Origin of the sequence: Streptococcus sp. 2022WUSS135, assembly GCF_044427045.1 — a bacterium.
In the GTDB taxonomy this organism is placed as follows: domain Bacteria; phylum Bacillota; class Bacilli; order Lactobacillales; family Streptococcaceae; genus Streptococcus; species Streptococcus hashimotonensis.
This window is the reverse complement of sequence record NZ_JAOTGL010000021.1, coordinates 1-13397: the sequence shown is the minus strand read 5'-3', so window position 1 is coordinate 13397 and position 13397 is coordinate 1. Positions and strand designations below refer to the sequence as shown.

Genomic DNA, 13397 nt, shown 5'->3' with positions numbered 1-13397 from the left:
AAATTTGCTTTACATTATTAGGAGACTATTGGCTTTTATAGATATGAATGAGTTGATAAGAATAAAATGAAAAATGGAGATGAAAATGTATCCAATTTGTAAGCGCATTTTAGCAATCATTATTTCAGGAAGTGCTATTGTTATTCTAAGTCCAATCTTATTATTGATTGCATTGGCAATTAAATTAGATTCTAGAGGTCCGGTACTATTTAAACAAAAACGAGTTGGTAAGAATAAAAAACACTTCATGATTTATAAATTCCGCTCTATGTATGTAGATGCTCCAAGCGATATGCCAACCCATCTTTTGAAGGATCCTACAGCGATGATTACAAAAGTAGGAGCTTTTCTACGAAAGACTAGTCTCGATGAATTACCTCAGCTATTCAATATTTTCAAAGGAGAAATGGCCATTGTTGGTCCACGTCCAGCCCTATGGAATCAATATGATTTGATTGAGGAGCGAGATAAATATAGAGCAAATGACATTCGTCCAGGTCTGACTGGTTGGGCTCAAATTAATGGCCGTGATGAGTTAGAGATTGATGAAAAGTCAAAATTAGATGGCTACTATGTTGAGAATATGGGGCTTCTGCTTGATATTAAGTGTTTTTTTGGAACGTTTATTAGTGTAGCAAAAAGTGAAGGTGTCGTCGAAGGCGGAACGGGGCAGAAAGGGAAGTCATGAAAAGAGTATTGATAACAGGAGCAAACTCATATATTGGAACTTCGTTTGAAGAATACGTAAAAAATAAGGATAGCAATTTTGAAATTGATACCCTTGATTTATTAGATTCAAATTGGGAAGAGTTTGATTTTTCAGGCTATGACTCCTTGTTTCACGTGGCTGGAATCGCACATTTTTCAAAAGATGAAAGTCAGAAACAACTTTACTATGATGTTAATACAGAATTAACCCATAAAGTTGCCTCCAAAGCTAAACTGTCGAATATACAACAATTTATCTTTATGAGCAGCATCATCGTCTATGGTGATAGTTCAAGTTCAGAAAGGATTATTACTAGAGAAACAGTTCCAACTCCTTCTGATTTTTATGGAGATAGTAAGTGGCAAGCAGAACAAAAACTGTCAGGCTTAGCCAATGATGACTTTAAAATTGTTATCGTTCGTCCTCCGATGATTTATGGAAAAGGATCGAAGGGAAATTATCCTAAACTTTCAAAGTTAGCTCAGAAAATACCAGTTTTTCCTAAAATTTCGAATTCTCGAAGTATGCTACATATTGACAACCTTTGTGAATTTATCCTACAGGCTATTGAAAGAAGAATAGAAGGCGTCTATTTTCCACAAAATTCAGAATATGTTACCACATCTGACCTGGTAGGTAAGATTGCTGTGGCACATCATAAAAAAATCTATTTCACCAAATTATTCAATCCAATTATTAGACTATTTTTCGGATTAGATACGGTGAAGAAAGTATTTGGAAATCTTGTTTATGAAAAAGAGATGAGTCGTTATGACTTTGAATATCAGGTAATCGACTTTGAGGAATCAATAAAAAATACAGAATTATGATAGAACAAAAATTAAAGGGGAAAAGAATTAAACAGATTCAAGTTGTAAGTAAATTGTTTTATTGGATTTAATGTTTTGCATCACCCAGAAATTTTATCAGAAAAAATATTTAGTAGTATAAATTTGATTTAAGTAATTTCTATCAAGATTATTGAATGATATTGAGTATTCTTACAGAAGTGATTAAAAAGATACAACAAGGAGACAGAGTATTGGGAGAAAATATAGAAAAATCATCTATCTCAGTCGTTATTCCAGCGTACAATTCTGAGAATGTTATAGTAAGAGCTTTAGAATCAGTTAGGCTACAAACTTGCTTGGAGTATATTAACGAAATCATTGTAGTTAACGATGGTTCTACAGATTCGACAGCATTCGAGGTTGAACGTTATGCAAAAAAATATCCCTACCTTAATATTCGTATAATAAACCAGGAAAATGCAGGAGTTTCTAGAGCAAGAAATGTAGGAATGTTAAATGCTTTAGGAACCTGGATTGCTTTGCTGGATTCTGATGACGAGTGGTTTGCGAATAAAATCGAAAGACAAATAGATGAAATTTTATTTAATGATAGCATTGATTTTATTGGTGGTAATCATACTTCATCTCCATTAACTATTCTTGGTCGCAAAATAGATAGACTTCATAAAGCAAATATTCAAGAAATTTGTATAAAGATGTTTCCACAGACTTCAACAGTCCTTTTTAAAAAATCGATCTTTGATGAAATTGGTGGATATGATGAGGAACGCCACTATTCTGAGGATAGACAATACTTTTTGAGAATTTGTCATGCATATGGATACTATTATTTGCCCGAACAGAATGTCCACTATGATCGTGGAAAGCGAGGTTTTGGGGAACGAGGTTTGTCAGGTAACTTAAAAGGCATGCAAGAAGGGAACAGATTGAATTTCATGGAATTATTAAAGCAAAAAAAAATAAGTTTACCCTTTTATATTGTAATCACTATTTTTGATGAATTAAAATATCTAAGAAGAATACTTTTATCAATGAAAAATTAATGGATCACAGGAGTAAAAATATTTATTTTATAAATTTTCTCTCCCTTCTTCAGACTATATATGTAAAAATCAGACTAATTCAATTTTCCCCTCTTAGAAAAATGAGCGCTAGGACAGGTATATACTAAATGAAATCAAAATTATTAATGAGTATCAAAAGTTTAAGTTGTTCCGAGTATTGTTTCTCTCTTGCGGGCTTATCTAGTATTATATATGATTTTGGTTATCAGATAAATAATTTTGAAGGAATTATTAGTTTAACGAAAGAAAGAAATATTTAGTATGAAAAAAGCTCTTATTATAGCCTCTGTAGCTTCAATGATTGGACAATTTAATATTTCCAACATAAAAATATTACAATCACTTGGTTTTAAGGTCGATGTAGCAGCCAATTTTTCTCATCCAGGTACTATTTCTATTGAGAATGCACAAGATTTAAAAGAATTTTTAGAGGCAAACAAAGTCAATGTATATGATATTCCTTTTCAAAGGAATCCATTTCACCCTAGTAATTGGCTAGCATTTAGAATTTTGAATAGAGTGATGACTAATAATGCCTACGATTTGGTTCATAGCCATTCTCCAGTCGGAGGGCTAGTGGGACGGATTCTAGGTTACAGTCACAAAGCGGATAATATATATACTGCTCATGGTTTTCATTTCTATAAAGGTGGAAGTCGAATAGGGTGGCTTCTTTTTTACCCTATAGAAAAAATATTGTCTTACTTTACAGATACTTTTATTACTATCAACGAAGAGGATTATGCTCTTGCTAAGAAGTGTTTCAAAATGAAGAGTTTGCACTTAGTTAATGGGGTCGGAGTAAATTTAGAAAAATTTTCACCGGTATCGTATAATGAAAAGGCTCAGCTAAAATTAATGTTGGGTTTAGAACAGGATAAAAAGTACCTAATTTTTGTTGGAGAATTGAATGCCAATAAAAATCAATCTATTTTAATTGAAATGATGGAACAATTGTCAAAAACAAGAAAGGATATTGTTCTATTACTAGTTGGCAATGGAGTATTGTTAAATACTTACCGCCAACTCATAAAGATTAAAGGTTTAGAAGAATTAGTACTTTTGTTAGGTTATCGAAAAGATATTCCTGATTTGATGAGAGTTTCTGATATTGCCCTATCCAGTTCTAAACGCGAAGGCCTTCCTGTGAATTTGCTTGAAGCAATGGCAACTGGCCTGCCTTTAATAGTATCGAATTGTCGTGGAAATAGAGATTTAGTAGAGAATGGAAAAAATGGTTATATTATAGAGAACTCAACAGTAGATGAATTTATTGTAGCTATAACAAGAATCCTTGATGATGAATTTTTATATCAGCAATTTTCTCAATACTCACTTTTATCTAGTGAAAAATATTCTTTAGAGCGAGTTGAAGTAAAAATGAAGGAAATTTATAGCAATTCCGTTTAGGTAGGTTGCTACTTTTATAGTGAATCATTTGAGTTTGCCTAAAAAATTAGAAAAGCCCTTATTGGAAGGATCTGTATAGGCGATGCGTTCAGTAGTTGTAAAATTAACAGCAAATAGTATTGCTAATCTCAAATTATTATTTCTTAAGTTAAGGAACTATATTTAGACTTTATAAATAATGATAGGATTCAGTAGAAAAATAATCAACAGAAAGAGTATAAGAATGTTAGTTATCTCTAAAAAAAGCTTTATGGCTGTGGCATTTGGAGCTGTAGCTGTCATGTTATATGCATTCCTCCTATTTTTTATAAGTCCCTCTTTTGAGGAGACTTTTACGATAAAATTTACTATTCTTAGTAGTTTAATAATTTTTATTCTTGAAATTATTTATATAAACAAATTAAATGGGAGGGGTATAAATCTCATCACTCTGTTTTTAATGGCATTTTATGTATTTCAAAATGGACAATTACTTCTGGTGGCTCTAGATATCCCGTTCTATGATTTTTATATCAGTACGTTAAAAAATTTTTTGAAAGATGTGTCTATTTTTTCATCCCTTAGTAATGTAGTGGCAGGCTATGCAGGGATTGTTTGTGTTTCCATACTACAAAAAGAGAAGCACTATGTTGTTGATCAGTATAACCCTCTAGAAGTTGGTAGGGTAGCATGGTTGGGTTTTCTAGGAACTTCAATTTTAGCTCTACCTCTTGTTGCAATGAAATTTCTTACAAGCTTAGAAGGAGGGTACTATGCTGTTAGGGCTTTTGAAGAGAACATTCCAGCGCTGGTAACCTTTTTAGAGTTTATGTTCATGCCATTTTCCCTCTTAACAATTATCTTCAAAAGCGATAAGAATTCACAAATAGCACGCTACGGCGTATTTATCTGGTTAGTTCTCACTGCTCTTTGTGGTGATAGGACAACAGGTATTTCAGGATTGCTTATTTTAACTCTTATTTCATACAACAAAAATGGTAGGAATATTAAATATAATTGGAAGGATATATCTAAAATTAGCTTCATTGGGCTATTGCTGATTATCTTTATCCGAGTGGTGTACGCATATAGAATAGGCGAAGACATTCTATTTGCCTTATCAGGAGGAAACTTCTTGGTAGGTTTTTTATCTGAGTTAGGAATTAGTGTTTTTCCGCTATTTACAATGATGTATATTGTTCCAGGACAAGAAAGTTTTTTATGGGGGCAAGGATATATTTTGTCTGCGATTGGTGGTTTGATACCTTCTTTTTTAGATATTACAGGAATTGTGAATATGATAAATCAGCAATCTAGGATATTTGAAAACTGGCACTCTCAATATTTTGGGCAATATTCGTTTGGTTTAGGTTTCTCTCTTAACGCAGAGGCTTATATCAATTTTGGTTGGTATGGATTAATTGCTGTTTTTATTGTTTGTTTTATAATTTTTTCGTTTTTACGAGTTAAAAATTTAAAAGAACATATTAGTCCATGGGGATTGTACAGAGCAAGTATCTTGTTGTTTTTCTGGTTTACATTACCACGTAGAGATTCGTATTATATATGGAAAGCAATATCTTACTCTCTAATTTTTATGAGAATATACATACAAACCACGTGTCGCAGAACTGCATTTTTAGGTAAAATAAGTAGTAAGGTGGAATTAAGAAAGTGAGTGTAGAGTCAAATCAAGTTACATCGGCAGTTAAGTGGTCGTTAGTGACAGAAATTATTGTTAAATTTATTTCACCAATCACTAATATAATTTTGGCGAGGCTTCTAACACCAGAAATATTTGGTCTTATTGCATCAATTATGATGATTACTACATTTGCTGAAATGTTTACAGATGCGGGTTTCCAAAAGTATATTGTACAGTATCAATTTGTTTCTTCCTCAGAACAAGATGAGTATATTAGTGTGGCATTTTGGACAAATTTAGGTGTTTCGATATTTTTTTATTTATTAATATTCCTAAATGCAGAAATACTTGCTAACTTCAGTGGTGTATCGGGTCACGAGATGGTGATTAGAGTTTATTCCTTAGTGTTGCTCTTGATGTCCTACTCTAGTATTCAATATGCTGTATATAGAAAGAATTTTGATTATAAAAAGCTCGGAATTATTAGAGTTATTGCTAAGCTCATCCCGGTACTTGTGACGATACCGTTAGCGCTATATACCCACTCTCATTGGTCGTTAGTAATTGGAAATTTGGTGGGGGAGTCAGTAATTACAGTTATTCTAATGATATGGTCTACGCAACGTATAAAATTATACTATGATTATGAGCAACTGAAGAGTATGTTTATGTTTTGTGGTGGGTCGATGTTGGAGACTCTTTCGTCATGGCTAGTTTCCAATGTAGCAGTTTTTATTATTAGTCAAACCTTAGGCGCTTATTATCTGGGTTTATATAAGATTTCAATTACGACTGTAAATCAAATAATTTCGATTATTACTGCTTCAACTATGAATGTGCTGTTTGCGACATTATCCAAAGCACAAAATGACTCAGCTTCCTTTAATCGAACGGTATATAATTTTCAAAAGTCCATTGGTTTATTTACCATTCCTTTAGGGGTAGGTATATTTGTTTTTCGTAAGTTTATTACACTAACGCTACTTGGAACACAATGGGAGGAAGCTTCCCTCTTTGTCGGTTTATGGGGATTGGTTATGTGTGAGAGCGTCATATTTGCAGATATAGGAGCCTATGCAATTCTTTCTAAAGGGAAACCTGGCTATGTATTTTTATCTAATATGTTGCAAGCCCTACTACTTGCAACAGGTCTGTTATATTTTGAGCATAGCAGTTTTATGGTTATAACCTATGTTTCTTTTGCCATAAGATGGCAGTTGACTGCTACTCACTATTGGATAGCATCAAAAGTTGCAAATTTGAAAATCAAAGATTATCCAAAAGAGTTAAATGTATATGGTGGTGCAGCAACTATAATGGGATGTTTAGGCCTACTTTTTCAAAATATAATTGAAAAAAATATTTTCTTTAATATTGTTGGAGTTCTTGTCTGTATTATAGTCTATTTTGGAGTTTTGATGATATTTAACAATACAAGAATAGAGTTATTGTCGCTATTCAGTACAGTGAGAAGTCAATTAGTTCGTAAATAATGTCTATTTATAAGTTTTAATTATGCTTTAGTTAGGATATAGTAGAATGAAAATAATAACTTGCGCAAGTTTTTATGGTAGCGGTTCAAGTGCGTTGACAGACTTGGTTGCGGAGTACTCCTGTGTGAAGGATTTAACAAATTATGAATTTCGCTTTTTATATGATCTTGATGGTGTTTCTGATTTAGAACATTATTTATGTGAATGTCATGACAGGCACAATGCTGGGCATGCTCTAAAGCGTTTTAAGAGATTGTCGGAGTTCAATGCTGGTACCTTTTTCAATGCAAGGTACGAGACTTTTTTCAACAATCAATACATGAAATTGACTAGAAAGTTTATTGACTCTATAACTGATTTTTCATATCCTGGCTGGTGGTTCTATGATGCATATGATAAAGGAAAAGTACTGTATTATATATTGATTCAATGGGATAAGATATTACGAAAATTAACAAATGGAAAAAAGAGTATTTTAGCCAGAGAACGAATCTTTTGTTCACACCCTTCGCAGGAAAAGTTCATTGAATCTGTTCAGAACTATGTTGCTTCGTTAATGCAGGCGGCTAATCCTGAAGGACTACCATTCTTAGAGGTTGATCAGTTGGTTCCGTCTCAGAATCTCAATCGAATTCTTCGTTACTTTTCTGATGAAATCACCGTTTTTATTGTAGACCGTGATCCAAGGGATATTTACACAAGCAACCGCTTCTACTGGAAAGAAAATATTTGTCCAACGGATGATGTAAATGTTTTCTGCGACTGGTTCTTATACACGCGGAAAAGCGGAAAAGTAGAAAGTTATGATACTAATCAGGTCATTAGACTACGTTTTGAAGACATGATTTATAAATATGATGAAACAGTTGCAAAAATTGAAATGCTAACTGGTCTGGATAATTCTCTACACAGTATGCAATTCAAAAAATTTAATCCACAACAATCAGTTAATAATACTCAGATTTGGAAAAAACATAACATTGAAGCAGATATTAGAGTTATTGAAGAAAGATTAGCTGAATATTTATATCCCTTTGATGAAGTAAGTCGTGATACCGTTTCAGGAGTAAAACAAGAAGGTGGGAAAATATTCTGATAGCCATGACTAAATATCTTTTAAATATTTAGAGGAAGCCATTGCTGGTTTAGCATGGAATAAATTGAAATAAGGGGTATAACTTTTAGTGCCCCCTCCATAAAGATTAGAAGGAATACGTTATAAATATGAAAAAAATCTGTTTTTCATTTAATCATTTGACTTATTCAGACGGTGTGGCCCAATCAGCTATTGCAATGGCAAACTATTTAGCCGATACTGGGATGGTTGAAGTGACGCTGAGACCTATTTTTAATTTTGACAAGAGTATTTTAAAAGATATAAATAAAAAGATTAAAGTAAAACCGATTTTTGGTTTTTATTTTAGAGGTTTGTCGACAATTTTAAATCTAGTTCCAGGAACTCTACTACATGATTGGATTTTCGGGCGCGATAGGTATCAAATAGAGATTGGTTTTCAATATGGTTTGGCCACATGTGCGGTTGTGTCATCAAATAGTGTGAGGTCAAAACACTATGTATGGATGCATGGTTATGATGTGGGACTACATCTTAAAGAATACTATAAAAAAGCCGATAAGGTGGTTTGTGTATCAAAGCAAAATGCAGGTAGACTCTTTAAGGAATTGCAATGTACAGTGCCTGTGGAGTATTGCTATAATCCTATCAATAATGATGTGGTATGTAAACTTGGAGAAGAAAAAATAGACCTGGAAATTCCGAAGGAATTACTTTTTGTCTCTGTTGGAAGGCATTCCGAAGAAAAAGGCTACTTACGATTGTTGAAGATTGTAGAACGCTTAATACATGAAGGTTACACATTTAAAATGTGGTTAATTGGAGATGGTCCACAACATGGTGAATTAGTTAAATATTCGCAAGAACATGGACTAGGGAAAGTGGTATTATTTATAGGAGCACAGAAGAATCCACATAAATTTACCTCTAAAGCAGATTTATTTGTATGCTCCTCGTATGCAGAAGGTTTTAGCACCGCTTGTTCAGAGGCTATAATGTTGGGGATTCCTGTCCTGACGACCTCTGTAAGTGGTGGAAAAGAGATTATTGATACTGCAAAGAGTGGCATGTTAGTTGGAATGAGTGACGAAGACCTATATAAGGGAATGAAGTATGTTATTGAAAATCAAAAAAAGGTTGACGAATGGAAAGAGATGCTGGTGCATACAAAACATAAATTTTCTGCTTCTGAGAGAATTTCCAGGTTACTTGCTGTCTTGGAATTATCGAAAAATAGGTAAGAATGGATAAGATGGATGCTTAAGGGACTCCTTTATTTGGCCTGGCGGTTGTTATCGATAAATTTTTAGTCGAGAATTCATAATCTATTTTATAGTTCTTAACTAAAAAACTTATCACATAGAAATAGCAGATACAGGTTATCGGATATTGACACACCCTATAATAAAGTCATTGGATTATGTTGAGAGGGCTGTAGAGCAGGAGGTCGAAACATTGATTAAAGAGAAGTGTATGGATGAACAGTTGTTTTTGACAATAGATAATAAATCAGAAGGACAGGCACCGCGTTCTGCCATTATCCTTGCTGCAGGGTTCGGTCTAAGAATGATTCCGATAAATATTGAAAGACCGAAAGCCTTATTGTCCATCAATGGTGAAAGGGTTATTGAACGCCTTATCAGACAATTACAAGAAGCGGGAGTGGAGTCTATAACAGTTGTTGTAGGCTACATGAAAGATGAGTTAACATACTTAAAGGAGAAGTATGATGTCACCTTGGTAGAAAATGCAGATTATTGTGATAGTAATAATTTGTACTCTCTTTTCTTGGTCTCAGAGAAAATTTCTAATACTTTTATTCTACCTAGTGATATTTGGTGTAGAACAAATCCTTTTCTATCGGATGAAACAGACTCTTACTATATGATCTATGAGGATGAGAAGAAACATAAGAAAGAATACTGGAATGCCATGACTGGTATTGCGTATGTTAATCATAAAGATGGGGTCAAACTCAGACAATTACTGCATGCTATAGCAGAGAGTGAGTTGGTGAAAACGGCATTTTGGGAAGAAGCTCTTTATGATAATCAGTCATTATGGATTCGCCCTAAAATTGTCTCCTTAGATAGTATTAGGCAAATCAATACTTTTGAGGATTTAAGGGAGTTAGATAGTCATTCAGAGCATTTACAGTCCGATGCTATTGATATTATCTGTCAAACTTTGCAGGTGGAAATAAAAGATATCAGTGAAATAACTGCTTTGAAAAAAGGAATGACTAACCGTTCCTTTCTATTTTCTTGCAGAAACAAAAAGTATATCATGCGCATTCCCGGAGAAGGAACAGATTTATTGATAAATCGGCAACAGGAGTTCTCTGTCTATCAATCTCTGGGTGGCACTAATATATGTGATGAAATTATTTATATCAATCCAGAGAAAGGCTACAAAATTACGAAATTTATTGAAAATGCAAGAAGTTGTGATTTGAATAATCGTATGGACGTAGAGAAGTGCATGTCAAAGTTGCGAGAATTTCATACATTAGAACTTCAGGTCAATCATGATTTTGATATTTTTGAGCAAATTAATTTTTATGAAACTTTATTAGATGGAACTAAATCTATATACAGTGATTATGAACAGACTAAAAAACGTGTCTTCAGTCTTGCGACCTATATTGATAAACACACAGATAGAAAAGTCTTAACTCATATTGATGCTGTTCCAGATAATTTTTTGATTTACTCTGAAGATGGAGCAGAAGAGATTCGTTTGATTGATTGGGAATATGCAGGTATGCAAGATCCACATGTAGATATAGCCATGTTTTGCATATATTCTCTTTATAATAAGGAGCAAATTGATGAGTTGATAGATATTTATTTCAGGGGTTGCTGTCCTACAGGAATTCGTATCAAGATATATTGCTATATAGCTACTTGTGGCTTACTTTGGAGTAACTGGTGTGAATATAAGCGAAGTTTGGGGGTTGATTTTGGTGAGTATGCCGCTAGTCAATATAAATATGCTAAAGAATTTAGTTTATTTTTGGAGAACCATAGTATCGTGGAGGGAGTATGATATCCGAAGTAAAAGGGACAGTTCAAGGTTTACTGTCCGGTATGTTTTGGGGATTAGATACCGCTTTAAACGGGTTTGTTTTAACTTTAGCCCCCTTTATTTTTACAGATAATCGGCTTGTTTCGGGAGCGCTTCTTTTAGCATTTTTCCATGATTTCATTTCTGCATTATTGCTGACTGTAGGAATGGGGGTTAGAGGGGAACTAAAAGGGCTTGTAAGTTTGTTGAAGAAGAGAAGTGCTCGTTTTGTTATACTAGCTGCTTTATTTGCTGGCCCGTTAGGGATGCGTACCTATCTGATAGCTGTTGATTTAATTGGTTCGAGTTTAACAGCGACTATTTCTGCGATGTATCCAGCTGTAGCTGCTGTTTTAGGTGCAATTTTCCTAAAGGACTATTTAAACAAGAGAGGTTGGTTTGGCTTAGCTCTGATTATCTTAGCAGTTATTATTTTAGGCTACACCAATTTCTCATCCTTTAATAGTCTTTTTTGGGGTATTTTGGCTGCTTTACTCTGCGTATTTGGTTGGGCTTCAGAAAGTGTAATCACTGCCTATGGGATGAAAGAGGATATTTCACCCAAACAAGCCTTACTAATTCGTCAATGGACTTCCAGTCTAGCATATTTAATGTTCATGTCTTTTGAAGGGCAGATAGTATATAGTTTATGTCAAGTTGTGACATCGGCAAGTATGGTACTGCTTGTTGTCTTAGCTGCTATTGGTACCTTATCTTACCTTTGCTACTATTCGGCTATTGACAGGATTGGTCCTGTCAAAGCTACAGGGCTTAATGTTACCTATTCCATTTGGACAGTTATTTTTTCTATCTTTTTATTAGGTGGATTTATGGATATTAGACTAATTATCTGTGGATTCTTAATTATTGTCGGATCCTCACTTGTTATAAAAAGCTAGTTGTAGAAAGGAATAAATATGCGCGCAATAATTTTGGCAGCTGGAATGGGGACACGACTTCGTCCCTTAACACTGACAACCCCCAAGTCGTTAATCAAGATAGGGGGAGAAACACTTATTGAAAGACAAATTAAATTTTTGAGAGAGGCTTGTATTGATGAAATTGTGGTAGTCACGGGGTATCTTGCTGAGAAATTTCAATTTCTCGTGGACAAGTATGGTGTAAAGTTGGTATACAATGACAAATATGATGTTTATAATAATTTTTATACTATGTATTTAGTTCGTGAATATCTTAGTGATGCTTATGTTATTGATGCTGACAACTATCTTCATGAGAACTTTTTGAAAAATAAAATAAGCAACTCTACCTATTTTAGTGCTTATAAGACTAATTTTAAGGACGAATGGCTTTTAAAATGTAATTCTGATAATCTGGTCGAAGAAATTATAATAGCAAGCGGACATGGTTTTATTCTGTCTGGTGTTTCTTTTTGGACAAAAGAGGCGGGTGCAACGCTCCGCGAGATTTTGGAAGAGGAAATCAACAAAGAAGGTTTTGGTGATTTATATTGGGATAATCTAGTTAAAGACAATATTTCAAAAATTAAGGTAGTCAAGCAAGAAATTTCTAGTACGGCTAGTTTTGAAATTGATGATCTTAATGATTTGGAAAAATTAGAAAACTTCCTTTCAACGATTGAAAGGAACCATCCCATAACAAAGTAACTGCCCCATAACAAGGTACCTATCCCCCTCTCCCAGTATACTGTTATAAAAAACGGCTCTTTGTGGCTCTTTGTCAACTGTAGTGGGTAGATGAAAAGCTAAGACCTAGAGAGGACGAAATCGTTCTCTCTTTTTTATCTCTTTCTTATGGCTCTTTGTCAACTGTAGTGGGTAGATGAAAATCTAACACCTTGAGAGGACGAACTTCGTTCTCTCTTTCTTTATGTTTAAAGCAATCGAAATCCGTTTTTTAAAGTTTTCATCTTCCTGAAACCAAAGGCATTTCTCTTAATGACTTTGATGAGATTATTGGTAGCTTCCAGTTTGGCGTTGGAATAAGGCAATTCCATGGCATTCAAAACCTTGTCTTTATCTTTTAGAAATGTCTTATACTTAACAAAAATCAAAAATAGCGTTATAATGGTATTATGACAAAAGAACTTACCCAAACACAAGTCGAAGAATTAAAGCAAGCACTTAAAGATAAAAATAATGCTCCGCATCATAGAAAAATAC

At 33.8% G+C, this 13397-nt stretch carries 11 protein-coding genes and 1 pseudogene; 11 read left to right on the top strand and 1 reads right to left on the bottom strand.

What is annotated here, in order from left to right; translation table 11 throughout:
• The first annotated feature begins 85 nt into the window (after positions 1-85).
• The 11 genes from ODU45_RS07360 (at position 86) to ODU45_RS07310 (ending at position 12881) form a co-directional block, all read left to right on the top strand.
• Complete coding sequence (locus ODU45_RS07360; RefSeq protein WP_105139283.1) at positions 86-688, top strand: sugar transferase; 603 nt, start codon at positions 86-88, stop codon at positions 686-688.
• Positions 685-1539, top strand: a complete 855-nt coding sequence (locus ODU45_RS07355; RefSeq protein ID WP_398581055.1) for an NAD-dependent epimerase/dehydratase family protein — start codon at positions 685-687, stop codon at positions 1537-1539. Before ODU45_RS07360 ends, ODU45_RS07355 begins: the two co-directional genes overlap by 4 nt.
• A gap of 212 nt (positions 1540-1751) precedes the next feature.
• Positions 1752-2564 carry a glycosyltransferase family 2 protein gene (locus tag ODU45_RS07350; RefSeq protein WP_398581054.1) on the top strand — a complete coding sequence of 271 codons (813 nt, stop codon included), beginning with the start codon at positions 1752-1754 and terminating at the stop codon, positions 2562-2564.
• A 282-nt stretch (positions 2565-2846) separates the two neighbouring features.
• Positions 2847-3995 (top strand): glycosyltransferase, encoded by a 1149-nt coding sequence (locus ODU45_RS07345; protein WP_398581053.1) that lies wholly within the window; start codon positions 2847-2849, stop codon positions 3993-3995.
• 223 nt (positions 3996-4218) lie between these two features.
• On the top strand, positions 4219-5652 hold the full coding sequence (wzy, locus tag ODU45_RS07340) for an O-antigen polysaccharide polymerase Wzy (RefSeq protein ID WP_398581052.1): 1434 nt from the start codon (positions 4219-4221) through the stop codon (positions 5650-5652).
• A gap of 44 nt (positions 5653-5696) precedes the next feature.
• Positions 5697-7112, top strand: a complete 1416-nt coding sequence (locus ODU45_RS07335) for a lipopolysaccharide biosynthesis protein (protein WP_398581051.1) — start codon at positions 5697-5699, stop codon at positions 7110-7112.
• Between the two features lie 46 nt (positions 7113-7158).
• Entirely contained in the window at positions 7159-8208 is a 1050-nt protein-coding gene (locus tag ODU45_RS07330; protein ID WP_398581050.1) for a hypothetical protein, read from the top strand.
• 128 nt (positions 8209-8336) lie between these two features.
• Positions 8337-9428, top strand: a complete 1092-nt coding sequence (locus ODU45_RS07325; protein WP_398581049.1) for a glycosyltransferase — start codon at positions 8337-8339, stop codon at positions 9426-9428.
• Between the two features lie 232 nt (positions 9429-9660).
• Positions 9661-11235, top strand: a complete 1575-nt coding sequence (locus ODU45_RS07320) for an NTP transferase domain-containing protein (protein ID WP_398581048.1) — start codon at positions 9661-9663, stop codon at positions 11233-11235.
• Positions 11232-12152, top strand: a complete 921-nt coding sequence (locus tag ODU45_RS07315; protein ID WP_398581047.1) for a DMT family transporter — start codon at positions 11232-11234, stop codon at positions 12150-12152. The genes ODU45_RS07320 and ODU45_RS07315 overlap by 4 nt, the downstream gene beginning before the upstream one ends.
• An 18-nt stretch (positions 12153-12170) precedes the next feature.
• The gene (locus tag ODU45_RS07310; protein WP_398581046.1) at positions 12171-12881 is read left to right on the top strand and encodes an NTP transferase domain-containing protein; all 711 of its coding nucleotides are present in this window, start codon (positions 12171-12173) and stop codon (positions 12879-12881) included.
• Between the two features lie 183 nt (positions 12882-13064).
• On the opposite strand, the pseudogene ODU45_RS07305 reads toward ODU45_RS07310, so the two are convergent.
• Positions 13065-13273: pseudogene (locus ODU45_RS07305) on the bottom strand (transposase); the annotation flags it as partial.
• Positions 13274-13397 lie beyond the last annotated feature (124 nt).